Genomic DNA, 21,649 nt, shown 5'->3' with positions numbered 1-21,649 from the left:
GTGACAAATCGCGACTTGCCCGCGCGTCTGCCGATCGGCAATTCGGCGGGCGATTTGCTGCTCGAAAGCAAAGCGCTGGATTGTCCGATCCAGTTGATCACTCGACCGACATTGACGGCCGAGCTAGCGCGCGGCAACGGCGCACTGTGGCGCGTGCTGTCTACGTTATCGCCGCATCCGCTGGACCTGACGCGGGACGGGTTATCGGGGCTGAAAGCGTTCCTGCGGCTCCACGCGGTGCGCACGACGCCGCTCGCGCAGCGCTGTATTGACGCGATTACCGACCTGGACTACAAGCCGGCAATGAAATGGATGTCGCTGGATAATCAGTTTCCGTCGTTCGTGCGCGGCATCGAAATCATGTTGTCGCTTGACGAGACCGCGCTGCGCGAAGTTGGTCAAATCGTGTTCACGAAACTGCTCGAACGGTTTTTCGCGCAGTACGGGCCGACGAACAGTTATGTTCAACTGGTGGTCCGTTCGGCGCAGACCGGCCGGGAACTGACGCGAGGCGCGGCCATGCCCGGTACGCAGCCGCTGATCTGAGCGCATCGGCCGGGATTCTCGTCACGGAGGTGATGCGACGATCCGGAGCACCCGGACCAAGCGCTCGGCCGTTTGTCGTCTGATCTGGGCCGGCGGCGCAACGCCGCCGATCACCTCCCGCCGATCGCTTGCGTTACGCGCCGGTATTCGACTGCCCCTGCAACCACGCACAGAATTGCGCGACGAGCGGATCGTCGGCCGGCGCGCCCGGCGCGATCCACCAGTAGCTGCGCGTCGCGATGCGCGGCCCGTCGAGCGGCATCACCAGGCGCCCGCTCGCGAGCTCGTCGTCGATCAGCGGCAACGGCCCGAGCGCGACGCCCAGCCCGTCGACGGCCGCCTGCAGCGCCAGGTAGAAATGGTCGAACGACTGTCGTTTGCGCCCCTTCATCGCGACGCCCGCCGCCGCGAACCAGTCGCGCCAGCCTTCCGGCCGCGTATCCGAATGCAGCAGCACGTGCCGCGCGAGATCGTCCGCGCGCGTGATCGGCGCGCGCTTGAGCAACGCCGGGCTGCAGACCGGAATCACGCTTTCGTCGAGGAAGTGGCCGCTCGTGCAGTTCGGCCAGGGGCCGGGGCCGCGGCGGATCGCGACGTCGAAGCCGTTCAGCGTGTCGAGCGGCGCGTTCGACGTCGACAGCTTCAGCTCGACGTTCGGCACGTCGCGCTGAAACCGCGACAGGCGCGGCAGCAGCCATTTCATCGCGAAGGTCGGCAACGCGTTGATGCGCAGCACGCGCGCCGCGCCGGTATTGCGCAACTGCTCGGTGGCGAGCGCGATGCTGTCGAACGCCGCGCGCACGGTGTCCAGGTAGCGGCGGCCTTCGTCGGTGAGCTTCACGCGCTTGCCGTAGCGGTGGAACACCGGCTTGCCGAGCCACGCCTCGAACCCGGCGATCTGCCGGCTGATGGCACCGTGAGTCACATGCAGCTCGTCGCCGGCGGCGCTGAAGCTTTCATGTCGTGCCGCGGCTTCAAAGGCCCGAAGCGCGGAAAAGGGCGGGAGATCGCGTGGCATGCTTGTGATTTTAGATCACAAGGGCGCGCCGATAAAATCGTTTTACCGGCATCCTGAACGGCGGTAACCTCGATTCACCGTTTGATGAGGATCCCCATGCAATCCGGTTTTCCGCCTGCCTCGCCGCCGCCTGCCGCGTCCCCTCGCAGCGTCGGCCTCGCCGAGCTGTTCGCCGGCTTCCTGTCGCTCGGCCTGATGTCGTTCGGCGGCGCGTTGCCGTTCGCGCGGCGCACGATCGTCGACGAGCGCAAGTGGCTCACCGCCGACGAATTCACCGATCTGCTAGGCCTGTGCCAGTTCCTGCCGGGTGGCAACGTGATCAACCTGTCGGTCGCCGTCGGCATGCGCTTTCGCGGCGTCGCCGGCGCGTTCGCCGGGATTCTCGGGCTGATCGCGGGCCCGACGCTCGTCGTCGTCGCGCTTGGCGTGCTGTACGCGAAGACGCAGAACGATCCGCGCGTGCAGCACCTGTTCGCGGGGCTCGCCGCCGCGGCGGCCGGGCTGCTCGTCGCAATGGCCGTGAAGGTCGCGAAGCCGCTGCTTCGGGCGCCGCGCAAGGCGGCGGCGATTGCGGCGCTCGCATTCGTCGCGATCGCGGTGCTGCGGCTTCCGCTCTTGCCCACGATGCTGGTGCTGACGCCCGTCAGCATCTGGCTCGCGTCGCGCCGCCGCGAGGCCGGCGCGTTGCGGCCGGCGCCGGCTGCCGCGCGCGGCACGCACGATTCGCACGACTCACCCCACGCGCAACAGGAGCGCCGGCCATGAGCGACACGCTGATCGCCATCGCGACGATCTTCAGCCAGTTGTCGCTGCTCGCGTTCGGCGGCGGCAACACGATCCTGCCGGAGATGCAGCGGCAGGTCGTGGACGTGCACCACTGGATGAGCGCGCACGAGTTCACCGCGCTGTTCGCGCTGGCCCAGGCGGCGCCGGGGCCGAACATGATGATCGTGTCGCTGGTCGGCTGGCACGTGGCCGGCTGGGCCGGGCTGCTCGTCGCGTCGGTCGCGAAGTTCGGGCCGTCGTCGATCGTCACGGTGCTCGCGCTGCATGCGTGGGAGCGCTTTCGCGACCGGCCGTGGCGTCGCTACGTGCAGCAGGGGATGATGCCGGTGACGGCCGGGCTCGTCGCGGCCAGCGCGGTGCTGATTTCCGAGGCGTCGAACCGCACCGCGATCCAGTGGGGCATCACGGCCGCGTGCGCGGTGCTGGCATGGCGCACGCGCATCCATCCGCTGTGGCTGCTCGCGGGCGGCGCGCTGATCGGGCTCACGGGCATCGGGCAGTGAGCGGCGGCCGGTAGCCGGCGCAGTAGCCGGTATACTCGGCCGGTCTTTCGGCCCGGCCACTCGCAACGGCGTGCGAGCGGCCATGTTGCCCGCAGGCAACGGCGCTTGCGGAGCCGGCCACTACATTTATGGTGCGGCAGGCGAGCGGGGCGCCGTGGCCGCGCGCAAGTCGCGGTGTCCGGCGCTCGCCGCAACCGCGGAATTTCGCACCGCCCGCCGCGCGCGGCCGGGCGGCGCGCACCACGGAGGATCGATGGATCTCGACGGCGCCAGCCGCAATCTCACTGTCGCCGCATTGCTGACACTGTCCGGCGGCTACCTCGACGCGTACACGTACGTCGGCCACGGCCACGTGTTCGCGAACACGATGACCGGCAACGTCGCGCTGCTCGGCATCAACCTGTCGGCCGGCGAATGGGCCGCCGCGCTGCATCACGTGCCGCCGCTCGGCGGCTTCGTGCTCGCGGTGTTCGTCGCGCACCTGCTCGGCCTGGCCGCGCAGCGCGGCTGGATGCGGCATACGGCGTTCGTGAGCCTGATCGTCGAAATCGCGTTTCTCGGCGTGGCCGCGAGCGGCCTCGTCGGCGCGTCGAGCGCATGGCTGATTCCGGGCATCTCGTTCGTCGCGACGCTGCAGACGCTGTCGTTCACCCATCTCGAGGAACTGTCGTACACGTCGGTGATGACGACCGGCAACCTGCGGCGCGCCGCGCAGAAGCTGTTCGTCGGGCTGATTCCGCGCTACGACGCGGGCGCGCTGCACGATTCGGCGCTGCTCGCGACGATCAGCTTCTGTTTCCTGGGCGGCGCGGTGGTCGGCGGCCTCGTGACGCGGCTCGTGCCGGACATCGCGCTGTGGGGCGCCGTGCTGCTGCTCGTCGGCGCATTCGCGGAAATCGTGCGACGTGCGTGGCGTCGCGCCGGGAACCGCGGTGCGGATGGCGAGGGCGGCAACGGCGACGCGGGCGGCAGCAGCGACGGCGCGACGCAAGCGGCCTGACGGCAGGCGGGCAAGCTTCAACCCGCAACCCGCCGCAACGAGCGCACCGGCAATTGCGCCGCGATCCGCGTGACCACGCCGCACCATTGCCAAACCTCGCCGCGCCGCGTGCCCGCCGGTACCGCCGCGCACCGTGCCACCGCCGCGCGACACGGCCCCGGCGCGGGAACCGTTGTTCCCGGACGACAATCGCGCAATTGCCGGGTATTTCAATTTCTTTCAGCGTTCGCACTCGTCTTATGATTCAGCCCACATCGCGCGCGCCATGAGCGTGTGCGATCGCCACCCGGCTGCGCACGCGGCCGGTCATGAATGGAGACACCTAAAAAAGGAACGCTCATGAAGCAGACCACCCGACTCGCAGTCATCGCAGGGGGCGCGGCGCTGGCCTTCGCCAGCCAGTACGCAGCAGCACAAAGCTCGGTCACGCTGTGGGGCGTCGCCGATGCCAGCATCCGTTACCTGACCAACGCCAACGCGAAGAACGACGGTCTGCTGTCGATGACCAACGGCGCGATCACGAACAGCCGCTTCGGCATCTACGGCACGGAAGACCTCGGCGGCGGCCTGAAAGCGGTGTTCAACCTCGAGAGCGGCGTGAACCTGCAGAACGGCGCATTCGCCGACAGCGGCCGCCTGTTCAACCGCGCGGCGTACGTCGGCCTGCAGAGCCCGTACGGCACCGTGACCCTCGGCCGCCAGAAGACGCCGCTGTTCGACCTGCTGGCGGATACCTACGATCCTCTGACCGTCGGCAACTACCTCGAAAACGCATGGCTGCCGGTCGCACTCGGCGGCGGCCTGTATGCGGACAACCAGATCAAGTACACGGGCAAGTTCGAGGGCCTGACGGCGAAGGCGATGTACTCGACCGGCACCAACTACGAATCGACCGGCGCCGGCGGCTTCTCGGGCCAGATTCCGGGTTCGCTCGGCAAGGGCAACGCGTGGGGCGTGTCGCTGTCGTACGTGATGGGCCCGCTCAGCATCGCGGCCGGCGCGCAGCAGAACAGCGACAACTCGGCGCGCAAGCAGACGATCTATCACGCGAACGTCGTGTACGCGTTCAGCAAGGCGAAGATCTACGCGGGCTACCTGCGCTCGAAGGACGACACGGGCTTCGTCGACAGCCTGCTCGCGCAGCAGACGATTCCGGTCGCGAAGGGCACGGGCCGCATCGACGACGGTCCGTTCGCGGGCGTCAGCTGGCAGGTCAGCGCGCCGCTGACGCTGACGGGCGCGTTCTACTACGACCACATGCGCAATGCGATGACGACGAACGGCACGCTCGCGAGCGGCAATCGCTACGCGATCGTCGGCATCGCCGAGTACGCGCTGAGCAAGCGCACCGAAATCTACGGCACCGTCGACTTCAACAAGACGAACGGCGCGGCGAACGTCGAGCTGCCTGGCCGCAGCAACCAGACGGGCATCGCGATCGGCCTGCGCAATATCTTCTGACGAACGTCGGAACATGCATGTGCCGGCATCGTCCGGCGCACATCGAAGAGGCTCCGCGGAGCCTCTTTTTTTTTCGTCACGCGCGCTTCATACGCGCACCCGACTATTCGGCAGACGCTCCATTGCGGAAGTCCCGCGCCGTAAGCGATCCGTCGGCAATCCACAACATACTTTTACAGTCCGCGCGCGGGCTTTCCGCTACGCTGCGTGCATCGCGCGTTGCACGCCGCCCGGCATGCGCGCGCGTCGTTTCGCTGGCGCGCCGCGAGCGCGGCCAGCCGGTGCGTAACTTGTGTATCCGGCGATGACAAACGCGGTCCGCCGGTTTTCTTTCGTGGGACGATGCGCTGACGATTTTCTTGAAAGGGGATGACGATGGGTATCCTGAACGTCGTGGGCGAGATCGCCGGCGCAGTCGCCGCCGTCGAAGGCGTGGAAAAGGTGGATCCGGATGCGGGCCTGCTGACCAAGGCGGCCGCGGCCGTCGCCGGTTTCAAGGGCGCGGAGGCGATCGAAGGCCTGCTCGAGAAAAAGGACGAGCAGCCGCAGCAGGCGGACGATACGCAGGCGACGGACGGCAGCGACACGTCGCAGGCATGAGCATGGCGGCCGGTCCGGCCGCGGGCGCGCCCTTCGCGCGCCCGGGCCGACCGGTGCCGCGCAATCGGCAGGTCGGGCATGCGGTCGATCGGTGACGCATGGCACAACCGCCAGCCGGTTTGACCGGCGAGAGGCCTCGTCTCTCGCCGTTTTTTGTTGGGCGCGCGGCACGCACCATGCGCCGCACGAATCCCCGAATCTTGCTATCGTCACCCCATCCGAACTGCGATGAGGGAATGCGATGGATTTCGACTATGACCTGTTCGTCATTGGCGCCGGCTCGGGCGGCGTGAGGCTCGCGCGCATGTCCGCGTCATACGGCGCACGCGTCGGCATAGCGGAAGAAGAGCAGATCGGCGGCACCTGCGTGCTGCGCGGCTGCATCCCGAAGAAACTGCTGGTCTACGCATCGCACTACCCGCACGAAGTCGACGACGCGAAGGGCTTCGGCTGGACCTTCGGCGCCGGCACGCTCGACTGGCCCGCGCTGATCGCCGCGAAGGATCGCGAGATCAACCGGCTGAGCGACATCTACATCAGCCTGCTGCGGCAATCGGGCGTCGACATGCACGCCGGCCGCGCGACGCTCGTCGATGCGCATACCGTCGCGATCGGCGAGCGCACGATCCGCGCGCGCCACATCGCAATCGCGACCGGCTCGCGGCCGTCGCTGCCGCCGCGGCCCGGCATCGAACATGCAATCACGTCGCGCGAGGCGCTGTCGCTCGCGACGCTGCCCAAGCGCATCGCGGTGGTCGGCGGCGGCTATATCGCGGTCGAATTCGCGGGCATCTTCAACGGCTTCGGCAGCCACGTCGACCTGTTCTATCGCGGCGAAAAGATCCTGCGCGGCTTCGACGACGACGTGCGTCAGTTCCTGACCGACGAGATGACGAAGCAGGGCGTCACGATTCATCCGCGCGCGGTGATCGAATCGATCGAGCGCACGAGCGACGGCACGCTGTTCGTGCATGTCGGCGACACGCGGCACGGGCCGTACGATCAGGTGCTGTATGCGACCGGCCGCGTGCCGAACGTCGACGGGATCGGGCTCGAGCAGGCGGGCATCCTGCTCGATGCGCGCGGCGCGATTGCCGTCGATGCGTATTCGGCGACGTCGGTGCCGTCGATCCACGCGATCGGCGACGTCACGTCGCGGCCGCAGCTCACGCCGGTCGCGACGCGCGACGCAGGCTTGCTCGCGCGCACGCTGTTCGGCGGGTCGCGCGTGGCGGTCGATCATGCGTACGTGCCGTCGGCCGTGTTCAGTCAGCCGGAGGTCGCGACGGTCGGCCTGACCGAGGCCGATGCGCGTCGCACGCTTGGCGACGTCGACATCTACCGCACGTCGTTCAAGGCACTGCGCCACACGCTGTCGGGCCGCGACGAGCGCACGCTGATGAAGCTCGTCGTCGCGCGCGACAGCCAGCGCGTAATTGGCGCGCACATGGTCGGCCGCGATGCGGGCGAGATCATCCAGGGCATCGCGATCGCGATTCGCGCGGGTGCGACGAAGGCGCAGTTCGACGACACGATCGGCATTCATCCGACGGCGGCCGAGGAGTTCGTGACGATGCGGCAGAAGGTGGCCGATTAGCGGAAACGGACACCGCACGCGCGTTTGCACCGATGCCCGCGCGTGCGGCTCGCCTGCCAGGGTGCGTATCGGCCGATCGGTCGTCCGTTCACGGCAATGCCGAAGGCCCGTGCGCGCCGGAGTCAAGCGCGTGTCTCATATCAGTCGGAAATGCGTCGATTCTTCTCGAGAATCCCCGGCTCGACAAGCGGACTTGGTATGATCGCGAAAAATCACATACGGGGCCGATCATGCGCGATCAACAGCGCAGCAATCAGAATGACGGGGTAACCGGCGCACGCGAACCTGTCGCGTATCGCATTGCCCATCCGCTTCGTGCCGCCACCCATCCGTTGCGGGCACTTCTCCTCCCTATACCGCTATCGCCGGCCCGGCGATGAATGCGTGCGCGCGCATCGCTTCGATGCGCGCGTGTCCGCTCGCGCCGCAGCCGTTTCAACCGCCGGATCGTTCGCGAGCCGGCGCGCCCGTCCGGGCATTCTTTCCACGCAAGGAGACCAGTAGTGAACATTCAGACACGACGCACCGTCCTCGTGGCGGCAGCGGTCGTCGCGGCGCTGTCCGGCTGCGCGACCGAATCGTCGCGCACGCTCGACGTGCCGGCCGTCAGCAGCGCGCAGAAGCCGTACGCGGGCAAGCCCGTCGCGATCGCCGTCGGCAAGTTCGACAACCGTTCGAGCTACATGCGCGGCATCTTCTCCGACGGCATCGACCGCCTCGGCGGACAGGCGAAGACGATCCTCGTCACGCGCCTGCAGCAGAGCCGCCGCTTCAACGTGCTCGATCGCGAGAACCTCGACGAGATCAAGCAGGAAGCGGGCTTCATGAAGAAAGCGCAGGCCGTGAAGGGCGCGAGCTACGTGGTGACGGGCGACGTGACCGAGTTCGGGCGCAAGGACGTCGGCGATCATCAACTGTTCGGCATTCTCGGCCGCGGCAAGACGCAGGTCGCGTACGCGAAGGTCAACCTGAACATCGTCGACACGACCACGTCGGAAGTCGTCGCATCGAGCCAGGGCGCGGGCGAGTTCAGCCTGTCGAACCGCGAGGTGATCGGCTTCGGTGGCACGGCCGGCTACGATTCGACGCTCAACGGCAAGGTGCTGGACCTCGCGATCCAGGAAGCCGTGAACCATCTGGCGGAGCAGGTCGACGCCGGCGCATTGAAGGTCGCGCAGTAAGCGGCGCGCGATACGCCGCAGCGGGCGCCGGGGCCGGCGCCGCGCTCGACCGATTCACCACGACATCAAAAGAGAACAGACCATGAAACGGGGTAACTGGCTGCCGGCGACGGCCGCCGCCTTGCTGCTCGCCGGCTGCGCGAGCTCCACGCCGCCGCTCTATCAGTGGACCGGCTATCAGCCGCAGGTGTACGAATACTTCAAGGGGCAGAAGTCGCCCCAGGAGCAGATCGACGCGCTCGAAAAAGCGCTGCAGGACATTCGTGGCAAGGGGCATACGCCGCCGCCGGGCTTCCATGCGCATCTCGGCATGCTGTACGCGAGCATCGGCAGCGAGCAGCAGGCCGAACAGGAACTGCAGGCCGAGAAACAGCTGTTTCCGGAATCCGCGACCTACATGGATTTCCTGCTGAAGAAGAAAACCGGTGCGCCGAAGGCCGCTGACCCGAAGGCATCGGGTCAGAAGGCGGCCGATCAGACGGTTGCCGGCCAGAAGAACGCCGATCCGACCACCGCCAAACAGTGAGCGACGCACCAGCCATGTTCAAGACCTTCTCATTCAAGCTGCTGTCCGTGCTGTCGCTCGTCGCGTTGCTGAGCGCGTGCGCGCAGCCGGTGAAACGGCCCGATTACGCGGCGTTCAAGAAGAGCCAGCCGCGCTCGATCCTCGTGCTGCCGCCCGTCAATGCAACCTCCGACGTCGGCGCGACCTACGGGATGCTGTCGCAGATGACGCTGCCGCTCGCCGAGTCGGGCTATTACGTCGTGCCGGTCGCCGTGATGGACGAGACCTTCAAGCAGAACGGCCTGACCAACGCGGCCGAGATCCAGGAGACGTCGCCCGCGAAGCTGCGCGAGATCTTCGGCGCGGACGCCGCGCTGTATTCGAAGGTGTCGCAGTACGGCACCGTCTACCGGATTCTCGCGAGCGCGACGGTCGTATCGGCATCGGCGAAGCTCGTCGATCTGCGCACCGGCGACGTGCTGTGGCAGGGCCGTGCGAGCGCGAGCAGCGACGAAGGCGGCAACAACGGCGGCGGCGGCTTGATCGGCATGCTCGTGGTGGCCGCGGTCAAGCAGATCGCGAATACGTTGATGGACCAGAGTCACGACGTCGCCGCGTTCACCAGCAGCCGCTTGCTGTCGGCCGGGCCGCCTGCCGGCTTGCTGTACGGTCCGCATTCGCCGAAGTACGGCACGGACTGACCGGCGCATACGGCGCGCGGGCATCGGCAGGTGTCCGTTGCGCCGCCGTGTAGCGATCCGATCGAACGGCTGCGCGCGAGCGCGGCCGTTTTTCCTTGTGCATCGGCATCGCGGGCACGCGGACGTGCTCAATGCACGCCGAACGCGTCCAGCAGCCGATACCAGCTCATCGCGAGCACCAGCGCCGGCGTGCGCAGCGCGTGGCCGCCCGGGAAGTCGCGATGCCGGATCTTGCCGAACAGGTCGAAGCGGCTCGCCTGTCCGTCGATTGCTTCGGCGATCAGCTTGCCCGCAAGCGCGGTCGTATTCACGCCGTGCCCTGAAAAGCCCTGCGCGAAGTACGTCGTCGGCGCGATGCGGCCGAAATGCGGCGCGCGGTTCATCGTGATGTCGACGAACCCGCCCCACGCATAGTCGATCTTCACGTCCGCGAGTTGCGGGAACGTCTTCAGCATGTCGGCGCGCATCGCCGCGGCGAGATCGCGCGGCTCGCGCGTCGAATAGCTGACCTTGCCGCCCCACACGAGCCGCGTGTCGGGCGCCGGCCGGAAATAGTCGAGCACGAAGCGGCTGTCGCAGATCGCCGCGCGCGCGGGCATCAGCGCGGCGGCGCGCGCTTCGCCGAGCGGCTCGGTCGCGATCACGTAGGTGCCGACCGGCATGATCTTCTTCGACAATGCGGGCGCGAGCGTGCCGACGTAGGTGTTGCACGCGAGCACGACGAAGCGCGCGCGCACGTTGCCGCCGCTCGTCTCGACGACGTGGCCGCCGGACACGTCGCGCACGCGCGTCACGCAGCTGTCCTCGTGGATGCGCACGCCCGCGTCGATGGCCGCCCGCGCGAGACCGAGCGTGTAGTTGAGCGGATGGAGGTGGCCGCTGTCCGGGTCATACAGGCCGCCGCAATAGCGGGCCGACTGCACGTAGTCGCCGAGTTCGTCGGCTTCGACGAAGTGGAAGCGGTCGTAGCCGAAGCGCTTCGCGGCTTCGTCGCGCCACCGTTTCAGCGCATCGGCGTCGCGCTCGGTATTGGCCGCGGTCAGGTAGCCGGGCATCAGCGCGCAGTCGATGTCGTGGCGCGCGATGCGCGACTTCACGAGCGACAGCGTTTCCAGCCCCATGTCCCAGATCCGCTTCACGTCGCCTTCCGGCATGAATTGCGCGAACGTGTCGATGTCGCACGCGAAGCCGCCGATCAGCTGGCCGCCGTTGCGGCCGCTCGCCGCCCATCCGACCCGCGACGCTTCGAGCACGGTCACCGAATGGCCGCGCTCGGCGAGGTTGAGCGCGGCGGACAGGCCCGTGAGGCCCGCGCCGATCACGCACACGTCGGCGTCGGTCGTGCCGGCGAGCGGCGCGTGGCGGGTCGAGTCGTTGGCGGTCGCCGCGTAGTACGACGCGACGTGCGGCTGGTTGGCGAATGTCTGCATGATGAGGAAGGCGGAGTGAGAGGACTCAGAACAACTCGCGCACGCGGTGGTACAGCATCCCGAGCTCGAGCGCCGGTTGCCGCCATGCGTCGCCGCCGGGAAAGCGCCGGTGACGCAAGCGTGCGAACAGGTCGAACGCGCGCGTGTCGCCCGCGATCGCGCCGGCGACCGCGCGTCCGGCGATCCCGGTGAGCGCGACGCCGTGCCCGCTGAAGCCCTGGACGTAGAAGAAGTTCGGATCGATCGCGCCGAAATCCGGCGCGCGGTTGCGCGTGACGTCGACGAAACCGCCCCACGCGTGCTCGACGCGCACGTCGCCGAGCTGCGGGAACACGCCGACCATGCGCTGCCGGATCGCTTCGGCGAGCGCGGCGGGCGACGCGCCGGCCGAATTCGCGCGGCCGCCGAACAGCATCCGGTCGTCGGCCGACAGCCGGAAGTAGTCGAGGAAGAAGTTGTTGTCGCACACGGCTTCGCGCCGCGCGATCAGCGCGTCAGCGCGCGCGCGGCCGAGCGGCTCGGTCGCGATGATGTACGACGCGATCGGCGCGATGCGAGCGGCGGTCGCGGCCGGCAGGATGCCGCCGGGGCCCGCGTTGCAGCACGACACGACGAAGCGGCAGCGCACTTCGCCGGATGGCGTGCGTACGACGGGCCGCGCGCCGCGCACGACGTCGAGCGCGGGTGTGTGCGCATACAGCGCGACGCCCTCGCGGCGCGCGGCATCGGCGAGGCCGAGGCAATACCTGAGCGGATGCAGGTGACCCGACAGCGGATCGTGCACGCCGGCCAGATAGCGCGTCGATGCAATGCGCGTGCGGATCTCGCCGGTATCGAGCCACGCAAGCGACGGATGGCCCCAGCGCGACGTCGCGGCGTTCATCCACGCGCGCAGGTCGTCGATGCGGCGCGGCTTCGTCGCGACCGTCAGGTAGCCGCGCGTGAAGTCGCAGTCGATCCCGTAGCGTGCGATGCGTTCGGCGATCAGCGCGACGCCGTCGAGCGACAGCGACCAGGCGGCGCGCGCGCCGTCGACGCCGAGCTGTTTCTCGATCACCTCGTCTTTCGCGAAGCCGGTGATCGCCTGGCCGCCGTTGCGGCCCGACGCGCCCCAGCCCGGCCGGTTCGAATCGATCACGGCGACCGACAACCCGCGCGCGCGGCAGTCGAGCGCCGTCGACAGGCCCGCGAAGCCGGCGCCGATCACGCAGACATCGACGTCGATCGCATCCTCGAGGATCGGATCGTCGGCCACGGGCCGTGCGGCCGTGGCTTCGTAGTACGAGTCGCGCGCGAGCGCATCGGCGCGGCGGGTGAAAGACTGCGTCATGAAACCGACTCCCTCGACAAGGCTGCAACCAATACGCAGCCGAAAAACGGCGCGGGACGCCATGCGTGCGGCACGGCGTCCCGCGCGTGCTGCATCAGAACGAATAGATGAACTGCGTCGCGAGCAGGTCGTTGGACTTGCCGTACGACCCGTCGTTGCGCAGGAACACCTTGTTGTTCGCCCAGTCGTGCCGGTATTCGACCTTCACGGTGATCTGCTGGGTCGGATAGAACAGCAGGTCGAGCGCGACGTCCTGACGCACCGCACCCTTGCACTCGAAGCCCAGGCCGCCGCCGGCCTTCGACTGCGCGAGGCAGTCCGCGTCGACGCCGAAGCCGTTGCTCGGATCCATCCCGTTCCCGTTCAGCGCGATGCCGCCGCCGCCGCCGCCGTTCTTCGAGTTGGCGAGCAGGTCATAGCGCAGCGTCACGCCCATGCGGCCGACCACCGGCGCATTGAACTTGCGGTGCGCGAGCAGCGACAGCCCGTACCACTGCGCGAGCCCGCCGTTGAACGCCGCATGCTGCTGCCGGCCGTAGTCGACTTCGGCGTTGTACTGAATATCGGCGAGCGTGTAGGTCGCATCGAGTTCGCCGAAGAAGAACGTGCCGTAGGCGCTCGGCGCCGCGCCGCCCGGACCGTAGCTGACGGCGCCAGTGGTTGAGTCGATCGCACTCGCCAGCGTCTGCCGCCCGATGTTGAACGAGCCGCCGAGATCGAGCGCGCTCGACCACGTGTAGTCCGCGCGCGCGGTGAAGGTCGGCACCTTGTTGCTGGTGGTGATCGGGTCGCCGAGCGCGTTGGTGCCCGTCTGCGTGACCGAACCGTAGGTGCGGTACTGCTCGTTGCCGAGGAAGAACTTCCACGCCCAGGCACCCTTCGTGTAGTTCGCGCCGACACCGACGTAGCTGCCCGGATCCGAGAAATCGTACAGCAGGTTGTGCGTGAGCGTGAGCATCTGGTTCGACTGCTGCACTTCGTAGCCGCCGAAGCTCGGGATCAGGCCGGCGACGAGCGTCGTCTCGGCGGTGATCGGCACGTTGATGACCGCCGTGTTCAACAGGTTGTCGGTGATCGAGCCGCGCGAGTTCTGCAGCAGCGTGATGCCGTTGCCGCGGTTCGGCATCAGCGTGATTTCGGCCGACGGCGCCATCGGGCCGACGCCGAACGTCTTCTTGATGTCGAGGTAGAGATCGCCGAACGTGCTGTTGAAGTAGTTGTACGCGTTCTCGTGGTTCGCGAACAGGAACGACGACGTGCCGGCCGCGCGGTTGTAGATGTAGGTCGGATCGATGTAGCCGGTGACCGACAGGCCGGCGAGCGGGCCCGTGGTGGCCGCGTCGGTCAGCGAGTCGACCTTCAGCTGCTGGTTCGCGATCTGCTGCTTCATTTCGCTGACCTCGTCGTTGGTCAGCGTGGCCCGCGCCTTGCCGTAATCCGGCGAGCCCGGGTCGGCGGCGACCGCGACGGCGTTGCCGCCGCCGGCCATGCCGCCGCTCGCGCCGGCCGGCACGGGCGCCGCGCCGCCCGGCTTCGCGGCGAGTTGCGCCTGCATCGCCTTCATCTGTTTCTGCAGCGCCGCGACCTGCGCCTGCAGCGCCTTGATCTCGGCGGATGTCGAACCGGCCAGCGCGATGCCCGGCAACGCGCCGGCCACCAGCAGGCAGATCAGTTTCTTCTTCATTGCGGATTCTCCTAGTCGTGCGCCTGTCAAATCGGGATCGAATCGCGCGCCCCCCTGGGGCAGCGCGTCATGCTTGTCTGCACTGCTTGTTATCGTTGAAGGTGGGGAGCGTTCAGGCCATCGCGAACGCGGCCTTCAAGTCGGCCATCCGGCGCCGCTCGCGCGCGATCATCATCCGGTTCACGACGATCACGCCGATCGTCACGGCCGTGATGAACAGCGTCGCCAGCGCATTCATTTCCGGGTTCAGTCCCAGCCGCACGCGCGAGAACACCACCAGCGGCAGCGTCGTCGAGCCCGGCCCGGACAGAAACGCCGACAGCACCAGATCGTCGATCGACAACGTGAACGACAGCAGCCACCCCGACAGCAGCGCCTGCGAGATCAGCGGCAGCGTCACCACGAAGAACACCTTCAGCGGCGTCGCGCCGAGATCGAGCGCGGCCTCCTCGAGCGACTTGTTCATCTCCTTCACGCGCGACTGCACGATGATCGCCACGTACGACACGCACAACATCACGTGGCCGATCCAGATCGTCGCCATCCCGCGCCCCTTCGGCCAGCCGAACATCTGCTCCAGCGCGACGAACAGCAGCAGCAGCGAGATCCCCTGGATCACCTCCGGAATCACCAGCGGCGCGTTGATCATCCCCGTGTACAGCGTGAAGCCCTTGAAGCGGCCGAAGCGCGCGAGCACGAAGCCCGCCCACGTGCCGATCACGACCGACGCGGTGGCCGTCAACAGGCCGATCTTCAGCGACAGCCACGCGGCGGTCAGCAGCTCGTCGTCGTCCAGCAGCGCCGCGTACCACTTCAGCGAGAAGCCCGACCACACCGTCACCAGCTTCGATTCGTTGAACGAGTACACGACGAGGCTGATGATCGGGATGTACAAAAACAGGAAGCCGAAGGCGAGAACGCCCGTCGACAGCGGTTTGCTCGGCTTGATCATTTCGCGTCCTCCAGTTCCTTGACCTGGTAGTACTGGAACAGCGCCATCGGCACCAGCAACAGCAGCACCATCGCGACCGTCACCGCGGACGCCATCGGCCAGTCCATGTTGTTGAAGAATTCATCCCACATCACGCGGCCGATCATCAGCGTGTCGGCGCCGCCGAGCAGCTCGGGGATCACGTACTCGCCCACTGCCGGGATGAACACCAGCAGGCTGCCGGCGATGATCCCGTTCTTCGACAGCGGCAGCGTGATGCGCGTGAACGCGACCCACGGTTTCGCGCCGAGGTCGTACGCGGCTTCGAGCAGCGTCAGGTCCATCTTCACGAGGTGCGCATAGAGCGGCATCACCATGAACGGCAGGTACGAATAGACCATCCCGATATAGACGCCCGCATCGCTGTGATAGAGCCGCAGCGGCGTGTGGATGATGCCGAGCGCGATCAGCGTGTGGTTCAGCAGGCCGTCGTCCTTCAGGATGCCGATCCATGCGTACACGCGGATCAGGAACGACGTCCAGAACGGCAGCATCACGGCCATCATCAGCACGTTGCGGCGGTTCGGCTCCGAGCGCGCGATGTAGTACGCCATCGGATAGCCGATCAGCAGGCACAGCACGGTCGACACGGCAGCCATCTTCAGCGAGCTGAGGTAGGTCGCGATGTACAGGTCGTCCTGCAGCAGGAACGCGTAGTGCGACAGCTGCAGCGCGAAGTGCACGACGCCGTCCTTGAACTCGACGAGCGACGTGTACGGCGGGATGCCCATCACCTGGTCGGCAAAGCTGATCTTCAGCACCAGCACGAACGGCAGCGCGAAGAACACGGCCAGCCACAGGAACGGCACGCCGATCGCGACCGTGCGGCCCGACGGCAGCAAGCGCGACAGCGCGGCGAAGCGGCCGCGGCGTCGGGAAGCCGGCGTGGCGGCGGCCGTGCCGGTCGACACCGGCGCGGAAGGCGTGGAAGCGGAGGTTCTCATCGCGGCGTCCTCACTGCGTCAGCACGACGCCGCTGGCCGGCGACCACGACACGAACACGTCGTCGTTCCACGCCGGTGCGCCGTCGTTCATCAGGTGCGAGCTCGACAGGTTCGACACCACCGTCTTGCCGCTCGGCAGACGCACGTGATACAGCGAATAGCTGCCCATGTACGCGATGTCGGTGACGACGCCGCGCGCCCAGTTGTGCCGCGCGCCCGGCTTCTCGCGCGACACGTGCACGCGCTCCGGACGCACCGAGATGCCGACCGGCATCCCGAGCGGGCCGGTCACGCCGTGGCTCACGTACATGCGGTTTTCGAGGTCGTCGCTTTCGACGAAGATGTGATCGGGCTCGTCCTCGACCACGCGCCCCTCGAACAGGTTGGTCGAGCCGATGAATTCGGCAGAGAAGCGGCTGTTCGGGTATTCGTACACTTCGCCGGGCGAACCGATCTGCACGATCTTGCCTTCGCTCATCACCGCGAGGCGGCTCGCCATCGTCATCGCCTCTTCCTGGTCGTGCGTGACCATCACGCAGGTCACGTCGACCTTCTCGATGATGTTCACGAGTTCGAGCTGGGTTTTCTGGCGGATCTTCTTGTCGAGCGCGGACATCGGCTCGTCCAGCAGCAGCAGCTTCGGGCGCTTCACCAGCGAGCGGGCCAGCGCGACGCGCTGCTGCTGGCCGCCCGACAGCTGATGCGGCTTGCGCTTCGCGTACTTGCTCATCTGCACGAGCGCGAGCGCATCGGCCACGCGTTCCCTGATTTCGTTCTTCGGCGTGCCTTCCTGCTTCAGGCCGAACGCGACGTTCGATTCGACCGTCATGTGCGGGAACAGCGCGTACGACTGGAACATCATGTTGACCGGGCGGCGGTACGGCGGCAGCGACGCGAGGTCCTCGCCGTCGACGAAGATCTTGCCGGAGGTCGCCGTTTCCAGCCCGGCGAGCATGCGCAGCAGCGTGGACTTGCCGCAGCCCGAGCTGCCGAGCAGCGCGAACAGCTCGTTCTTCGCGATCGTCAGGTTCACGTTGTCGACGGCCGTGCTGTCGCCGAATTTCTTCACGACGTTTTCGATGCGCACGAACGCATCGTTTTGCGTACGGGGTGCGGCGGCCGGTTGGGTCTGGCATGCAGCAGCGGAAGAGGGTATCGATTGCATGGGAGTCACCATTCGTTCTTCACGGATTGCAGGCGCGAGCGTCCCCACGCGAGGCGCGCAACGCGACTCGCGAGCAACGGCTCGTGCCGGATGGAACAGCGCGCGTGGCGCGCGGGCGGACGGATGTCCGCGAATTTCAGGCGGGCAGGCGTACCGCGATGCCTGCGCCGCCGTGCGGCATCGCGATCAGTGGCCCGTCTTCAACTGGGCCCACAGACGGTTCTCGAGGCGCAGGATCTCGGCCGGCATCGGCTTCATCAGCACCATCTTCTTCAGCACGTCTTCGGGCGGATAGACGGTCGGGTCCTGCGCGACGGCCGGCGTGACGAACTGATGCGCGGCCTTGTTCGCGGTCGGGTAGAACACCGTGTTGGTGATCGCCGCGTTGACCTTCGGGTCGGAAATGTAGTTGATCCACTTCAGCGCGGCCTCGGGGTGCGGCGCATCCTTCGGGATCACCATCACGTCGAACCACAGCAGCCCGCCTTCCTTCGGGTTCGAGAACTTGATGTCGTACGAACGCTTCGCTTCGGCCGAGCGGCGGTGCGCGATGCCGACGTCGCCCGACCAGCCGAGCACGACGCACACGTCGTTGTTCGCGAGGTCGTTGATGTAGCCGGACGAGTTGAACTGGGTGATGTACGGGCGGACTTTCTTCAGGACTTCGAATGCAGCCTGGTAGTCGCCGGGGTTCTTGCTGTTCGGGTCCTTGCCCATGTACTGCAGCGTGGCGGCGAACACGTCGACGGCCTGGTCGAGGAACGACACGCCGCAGCTCTTCAGCTTCTCCATGTTGGCCGGATCGAACACCAGCGCCCAGCTGTCGACCGGCGCCTTGTCGCCGAGCGCCTTCTTCACCGCCTGCGCGTTGTAGCCGATACCGTCCGTGCCGTACGCCCAGGGCACGCCGTACTGGTTGCCCGGGTCGGCGTCCGAGATCATCTTCATCAGCAGCGGGTCGAGGTTCGCGAGGTTCGGAATCTTCGACTTGTCGAGCTTCTGGTACACGCCGGCCTGGATCTGCTTGGCCATGTAGTTCGACGTCGGCACGACGATGTCGTAGCCGGAGCTGCCGGCCAGCAGCTTCGCCTGGAGCGTGTCGTCGCTGTCGTAGTTGTCGTACTTGACGTGAATACCCGTCTGCTTCTGGAAGTTCGGGATCGTGTCCGGCGCGATGTAGTCGGACCAGTTGTAGACGTTCAGGTCCTCGGCATGGGCCGACGGGCTGGCGACAGACGTGAACGCGGCCACCGCGGCAAGGGCCGCGATGGAACAGGCTTGGCGAAGTAAGCAGGCACGCATGGTGGAATTCCCTTGGGTGATGGCGGCGTGCGGCGCCCGCCGCACGCCTGTAGGCAAAACCGTTACGAAATACCCAGTTGCTGGGCGGTGGCATCGACGGCCTTCTTCGCCTTCGACACGAGTTCATCGATTTCCTGGCGCGAGATCACGAGCGGCGGCGACAGCAGCATCCGGTCGCCGGTCGCGCGCATGATCAGGTTGCCGTTGAAGCAGAAGTCGCGGCAGATCGTGCCGACGTCGCCGCCGTTCGCGAAGCGGCGGCGTTCGGCCGGCGCTTCGGCCAGCTGCAGGCTCGCGACCATCCCGTGGCCGTGCACTTCGCCGACGATCGGATGACGCGCGAAGGTTTCGCGCATCAGCGCCTGGAAGTACGGGCCCGTGTCGGTCTTCACGCGCTCGACGATGCCTTCGTCGCGCAGCAGCTTCAGGTTCGCGACCGCGACGGCCGCCGCCACCGGATGGCCGGAGTACGTGAGGCCATGATTGAATTCGCCGTTGTCGATGATCGGGCGCGCGACGCGCTCGTGAATGCCCACCGCACCCATCGGCACGTAGCCCGACGTGAGGCCCTTTGCCATCGTGATCAGGTCCGGCTCGAAGCCGAAGTGCTGGTGCGCGAACCATTCGCCGGTGCGCCCGAACCCGCCGATCACTTCGTCCGCGACGAGCAGGATGTCGTACTTGCGGCAGATCCGCTGGATTTCCGGCCAGTACGTCGACGGCGGGAAGATCACGCCGCCCGCGCCCTGGAATGGCTCGCCGATGAACGCCGCGACGTTCTCCGCGCCGAGCTCGAGGAGCTTCGCTTCGAGCTGCTGCGCACGTGCGAGACCGAACGCTTCGGGTGTCTCGCCCGGCTGCGCTTCGCCGAAGAAATACGGCTGGTCGATGTGCACGATGTGCTCGACCTTCGACGGCATCTGCTCGTGCATGTAGCCCATCCCGCCGAGCGTGCCGCCCGCGATCGTCGAGCCGTGATAGCCGTTCTTGCGCGAGATCACGTATTTCTTCTGCGGCTTGCCCTGCACGCGCCAGTACTGGTGCACGAGGCGCAGCACGGTGTCGTTGCCTTCCGAGCCGCTGTTGCAATAGAAGAAGTGGTTGAAACCGGCGGGCGTCACTTCGGCGAGCATCGCCGACAGCTCGATGATCGGCGGATGCGTGGTCTTGAAGAACGTGTTGTAGAACGGCAGTTCCTGGATCTGGCGATACGCGGCGTCGGCGAGTTCCTTGCGGCCGTAGCCGACGTTCACGCACCAGAGGCCGGCCATCCCGTCGATCACCTTGTTGCCGTCCGAGTCCCACAGGTAGACGCCGTCGGCCTTGACGATCACGCGGCTGCCGGCTCGGTTGAGCGCGCCCATGTCGGAGAACGGGTGGATGTGGTGCGCGGCGTCGAGCGCGCGGTATTCGGCGGTCGTGCGTGCCTGCGTCGCGCGCGGCGCGGCGGCGGCTGCGGCGGTCGGTGCGGCCGGCTGGATCCAGGCAGATTCGTTGCGGTAGGTCATGTTTCCTCCGTGATTCCGTATGCGGTGATGCACGCTCAAACGTGCAGCAGCAGATGGCGGCGTTCCCACGAGCTGATCACGCGGAAGAACGCTTCGTATTCGGTTTCCTTCAGCGCGAAATACGCCTTCAGGAACTTGGGCCCGAGGATCTCGCCGAGCGGCTCGCACGCGGCCATCAGCGTCAGCCCTTCCTCGAGGTTGCGCGGCAACTGGTACGGCAGGCTGTAGCCGTCGCTCACCAGCGGCTCGGTCGGCTCCAGGCGCTGCGTCATGCCGAGATAGCCGGCCGCGAGCGTCGCCGCGAGCGCGAGGTACGGGTTGCAGTCGACGCCCGGAATCCGGTTTTCGATGCGGCGCGCGGCCGGGCCCGAGTGCGGGATGCGGAACCCCACCGTGCGGTTGTCGTAGCCCCACTGCACGTTGATCGGCGCGGCCATGAAGCGCGACAGGCGGCGATACGAGTTGATGTACGGTGCGAAGATCGGCATCAGCGCCGGTGTGTACTTCTGCAATCCCGCGAGGTAGTTGTAGAACATCGACGTCGCGCCGCCGGTTTCGGACGACGTGAACAGGTTCTGGCCCGTTTCCTCGTCGACGATGCTCTGGTGCACGTGCATCGCCGAGCCCGGTTCGTCTTCCATCGGCTTGGCCATGAACGTCGCGTACATGTTGTGACGCAGTGCGGCCTCGCGCACCGTGCGCTTGAACAGGAACACCTGGTCGGCCAGCGACAGCGCGTCGCCGTGCATGAAGTTGATCTCCATCTGCGCGGCGCCGACTTCATGGATCAGCGTGTCGATGTCGAGGTTCTGCGCTTCGCAGTACTCGTAGATGTCCTCGAACAGCGGGTCGAACTCGTTGACGGCCTCGATCGAATACGACTGGCGGCCCGTTTCGGGGCGGCCCGTACGGCCCACGGGCGGCCGCAGCGGCAGGTCCGGGTCCTTGTTCATGTCGACCAGATAGAACTCGAGTTCGGGCGCCACGACCGGCTTCCAGCCCTTCGCCTTGTACAGGTCGAGCACGCGGCGCAGCACATAGCGCGGCGAGATCTCGACCGGCGAGCCGTCGAAGTGCACGCAATCGTGGATCACCTGCGCGGTCGGATCGACGGCCCACGGGATCAGCCGGATCGTCGACGTGTCGGGCACGCACACCATGTCGGGATCGGTCACGCCGGTGAGCGACCCGTCTTCCGGATAGTCGCCGGTGACGGTCTGCACCATCACCGCCTGCGGCAGGCGCATCGATTCGCCGGACGTGAACTTGTTGCGCGGCGTGATCTTGCCGCGCGCGATGCCGGCCATGTCGGGAATGATCGCTTCGATCTCGGTGATCCGGTGCTGCTTCAGAAAGTCTTCGATGTCTTGCATGTCTGTTCTCGTTGTCTGGTGGGC

20 protein-coding genes are annotated in these 21,649 nt (G+C 66.9%); 10 read left to right on the top strand and 10 right to left on the bottom strand.

Annotated elements, in window-relative coordinates; all coding sequences use genetic code 11:
• Positions 1-546 carry a type VI secretion system baseplate subunit TssF gene (locus CFB49_RS16285; RefSeq protein WP_256979907.1) on the top strand — a complete coding sequence of 182 codons (546 nt, stop codon included), beginning with the start codon at positions 1-3 and terminating at the stop codon, positions 544-546.
• 133 nt (positions 547-679) lie between these two features.
• Here CFB49_RS16285 and CFB49_RS16280 read toward each other — a convergent pair whose 3' ends face one another.
• On the bottom strand, positions 680-1,564 hold the full coding sequence (locus CFB49_RS16280; protein ID WP_089491758.1) for a transcriptional regulator GcvA: 885 nt from the start codon (positions 1,562-1,564) through the stop codon (positions 680-682).
• 96 nt (positions 1,565-1,660) lie between these two features.
• On the opposite strand from CFB49_RS16280, the gene CFB49_RS16275 reads away from it, so the two are divergent.
• From CFB49_RS16275 to CFB49_RS16235, 9 genes are all read left to right on the top strand, one after another.
• Positions 1,661-2,329, top strand: coding sequence for a chromate transporter (locus CFB49_RS16275; protein WP_089491757.1), 669 nt, complete (start codon positions 1,661-1,663; stop codon positions 2,327-2,329).
• Positions 2,326-2,853, top strand: a complete 528-nt coding sequence (locus CFB49_RS16270; RefSeq protein ID WP_050014278.1) for a chromate transporter — start codon at positions 2,326-2,328, stop codon at positions 2,851-2,853. The genes CFB49_RS16275 and CFB49_RS16270 overlap by 4 nt, the downstream gene beginning before the upstream one ends.
• A gap of 253 nt (positions 2,854-3,106) precedes the next feature.
• Positions 3,107-3,853, top strand: coding sequence for a YoaK family protein (locus CFB49_RS16265; RefSeq protein ID WP_089491848.1), 747 nt, complete (start codon positions 3,107-3,109; stop codon positions 3,851-3,853).
• A gap of 339 nt (positions 3,854-4,192) precedes the next feature.
• Positions 4,193-5,314, top strand: coding sequence for a porin (locus CFB49_RS16260; RefSeq protein WP_069621021.1), 1,122 nt, complete (start codon positions 4,193-4,195; stop codon positions 5,312-5,314).
• A 375-nt stretch (positions 5,315-5,689) separates the two neighbouring features.
• Positions 5,690-5,914 (top strand): hypothetical protein, encoded by a 225-nt coding sequence (locus CFB49_RS16255; protein ID WP_050014343.1) that lies wholly within the window; start codon positions 5,690-5,692, stop codon positions 5,912-5,914.
• A 241-nt stretch (positions 5,915-6,155) separates the two neighbouring features.
• Positions 6,156-7,511 carry a glutathione-disulfide reductase gene (gene gor / locus CFB49_RS16250; protein ID WP_089491756.1) on the top strand — a complete coding sequence of 452 codons (1,356 nt, stop codon included), beginning with the start codon at positions 6,156-6,158 and terminating at the stop codon, positions 7,509-7,511.
• A 509-nt stretch (positions 7,512-8,020) separates the two neighbouring features.
• Positions 8,021-8,692: a CsgG/HfaB family protein gene (locus CFB49_RS16245; RefSeq protein WP_204493771.1), complete on the top strand. Its 672-nt coding sequence runs from the start codon at positions 8,021-8,023 to the stop codon at positions 8,690-8,692.
• A gap of 82 nt (positions 8,693-8,774) precedes the next feature.
• Complete coding sequence (locus CFB49_RS16240; protein ID WP_089491754.1) at positions 8,775-9,218, top strand: DUF4810 domain-containing protein; 444 nt, start codon at positions 8,775-8,777, stop codon at positions 9,216-9,218.
• A 14-nt stretch (positions 9,219-9,232) separates the two neighbouring features.
• Entirely contained in the window at positions 9,233-9,898 is a 666-nt protein-coding gene (locus CFB49_RS16235; RefSeq protein WP_089435735.1) for a DUF799 domain-containing protein, read from the top strand.
• Between the two features lie 128 nt (positions 9,899-10,026).
• Here CFB49_RS16235 and CFB49_RS16230 read toward each other — a convergent pair whose 3' ends face one another.
• The 9 genes from CFB49_RS16230 to CFB49_RS16190 form a co-directional block, all read right to left on the bottom strand.
• A complete protein-coding gene (locus tag CFB49_RS16230) occupies positions 10,027-11,328 on the bottom strand; it encodes an NAD(P)/FAD-dependent oxidoreductase (RefSeq protein WP_089491753.1) in 1,302 nt (433 codons plus the stop codon).
• 25 nt (positions 11,329-11,353) lie between these two features.
• On the bottom strand, positions 11,354-12,658 hold the full coding sequence (locus CFB49_RS16225) for an NAD(P)/FAD-dependent oxidoreductase (protein WP_089491752.1): 1,305 nt from the start codon (positions 12,656-12,658) through the stop codon (positions 11,354-11,356).
• A gap of 94 nt (positions 12,659-12,752) precedes the next feature.
• The gene (locus CFB49_RS16220; protein ID WP_089491751.1) at positions 12,753-14,342 is read right to left on the bottom strand and encodes a DUF3138 family protein; all 1,590 of its coding nucleotides are present in this window, start codon (positions 14,340-14,342) and stop codon (positions 12,753-12,755) included.
• Between the two features lie 112 nt (positions 14,343-14,454).
• Positions 14,455-15,294 carry an ABC transporter permease subunit gene (locus CFB49_RS16215; protein ID WP_050014285.1) on the bottom strand — a complete coding sequence of 280 codons (840 nt, stop codon included), beginning with the start codon at positions 15,292-15,294 and terminating at the stop codon, positions 14,455-14,457.
• The gene (locus CFB49_RS16210) at positions 15,291-16,277 is read right to left on the bottom strand and encodes an ABC transporter permease subunit (RefSeq protein WP_089435731.1); all 987 of its coding nucleotides are present in this window, start codon (positions 16,275-16,277) and stop codon (positions 15,291-15,293) included. Before CFB49_RS16210 ends, CFB49_RS16215 begins: the two co-directional genes overlap by 4 nt.
• 10 nt (positions 16,278-16,287) lie before the next feature.
• Positions 16,288-17,442: an ABC transporter ATP-binding protein gene (locus tag CFB49_RS16205; protein WP_089491750.1), complete on the bottom strand. Its 1,155-nt coding sequence runs from the start codon at positions 17,440-17,442 to the stop codon at positions 16,288-16,290.
• Between the two features lie 186 nt (positions 17,443-17,628).
• Positions 17,629-18,744 carry a polyamine ABC transporter substrate-binding protein gene (locus tag CFB49_RS16200; RefSeq protein ID WP_089435729.1) on the bottom strand — a complete coding sequence of 372 codons (1,116 nt, stop codon included), beginning with the start codon at positions 18,742-18,744 and terminating at the stop codon, positions 17,629-17,631.
• Between the two features lie 62 nt (positions 18,745-18,806).
• On the bottom strand, positions 18,807-20,252 hold the full coding sequence (locus CFB49_RS16195; RefSeq protein ID WP_089491749.1) for an aspartate aminotransferase family protein: 1,446 nt from the start codon (positions 20,250-20,252) through the stop codon (positions 18,807-18,809).
• 35 nt (positions 20,253-20,287) lie between these two features.
• Positions 20,288-21,625: a glutamine synthetase family protein gene (locus CFB49_RS16190; protein ID WP_069621834.1), complete on the bottom strand. Its 1,338-nt coding sequence runs from the start codon at positions 21,623-21,625 to the stop codon at positions 20,288-20,290.
• Positions 21,626-21,649 lie beyond the last annotated feature (24 nt).

Origin of the sequence: Burkholderia sp. AU17457 (assembly GCF_002223255.1) — a bacterium.
Classification (GTDB): Bacteria; Pseudomonadota; Gammaproteobacteria; order Burkholderiales; family Burkholderiaceae; genus Burkholderia; species Burkholderia sola.
This window is presented reverse-complemented; position numbering and strand designations above follow the sequence as displayed.

Excerpts from the sequence above, each read along its gene's own strand:
- CFB49_RS16255 (WP_050014343.1), top strand. The coding sequence starts at position 5,690 with ATGGGTATCCTGAACGTCGTGGGCGAGATCGCCGGCGCAGTCGCCGCC.
- gor (WP_089491756.1), top strand. The coding sequence starts at position 6,156 with ATGGATTTCGACTATGACCTGTTCGTCATTGGCGCCGGCTCGGGCGGC.
- CFB49_RS16200 (WP_089435729.1), bottom strand. The coding sequence starts at position 18,744 with ATGCGTGCCTGCTTACTTCGCCAAGCCTGTTCCATCGCGGCCCTTGCC.
- CFB49_RS16195 (WP_089491749.1), bottom strand. The coding sequence starts at position 20,252 with ATGACCTACCGCAACGAATCTGCCTGGATCCAGCCGGCCGCACCGACC.
- CFB49_RS16225 (WP_089491752.1), bottom strand. The coding sequence starts at position 12,658 with ATGACGCAGTCTTTCACCCGCCGCGCCGATGCGCTCGCGCGCGACTCG.
- CFB49_RS16215 (WP_050014285.1), bottom strand. The coding sequence starts at position 15,294 with ATGATCAAGCCGAGCAAACCGCTGTCGACGGGCGTTCTCGCCTTCGGC.
- CFB49_RS16275 (WP_089491757.1), top strand. The coding sequence starts at position 1,661 with ATGCAATCCGGTTTTCCGCCTGCCTCGCCGCCGCCTGCCGCGTCCCCT.
- CFB49_RS16190 (WP_069621834.1), bottom strand. The coding sequence starts at position 21,625 with ATGCAAGACATCGAAGACTTTCTGAAGCAGCACCGGATCACCGAGATC.
- CFB49_RS16235 (WP_089435735.1), top strand. The coding sequence starts at position 9,233 with ATGTTCAAGACCTTCTCATTCAAGCTGCTGTCCGTGCTGTCGCTCGTC.
- CFB49_RS16230 (WP_089491753.1), bottom strand. The coding sequence starts at position 11,328 with ATGCAGACATTCGCCAACCAGCCGCACGTCGCGTCGTACTACGCGGCG.
- CFB49_RS16265 (WP_089491848.1), top strand. The coding sequence starts at position 3,107 with ATGGATCTCGACGGCGCCAGCCGCAATCTCACTGTCGCCGCATTGCTG.
- CFB49_RS16270 (WP_050014278.1), top strand. The coding sequence starts at position 2,326 with ATGAGCGACACGCTGATCGCCATCGCGACGATCTTCAGCCAGTTGTCG.
- CFB49_RS16280 (WP_089491758.1), bottom strand. The coding sequence starts at position 1,564 with ATGCCACGCGATCTCCCGCCCTTTTCCGCGCTTCGGGCCTTTGAAGCC.
- CFB49_RS16205 (WP_089491750.1), bottom strand. The coding sequence starts at position 17,442 with ATGCAATCGATACCCTCTTCCGCTGCTGCATGCCAGACCCAACCGGCC.
- CFB49_RS16260 (WP_069621021.1), top strand. The coding sequence starts at position 4,193 with ATGAAGCAGACCACCCGACTCGCAGTCATCGCAGGGGGCGCGGCGCTG.
- CFB49_RS16220 (WP_089491751.1), bottom strand. The coding sequence starts at position 14,342 with ATGAAGAAGAAACTGATCTGCCTGCTGGTGGCCGGCGCGTTGCCGGGC.
- CFB49_RS16240 (WP_089491754.1), top strand. The coding sequence starts at position 8,775 with ATGAAACGGGGTAACTGGCTGCCGGCGACGGCCGCCGCCTTGCTGCTC.
- CFB49_RS16210 (WP_089435731.1), bottom strand. The coding sequence starts at position 16,277 with ATGAGAACCTCCGCTTCCACGCCTTCCGCGCCGGTGTCGACCGGCACG.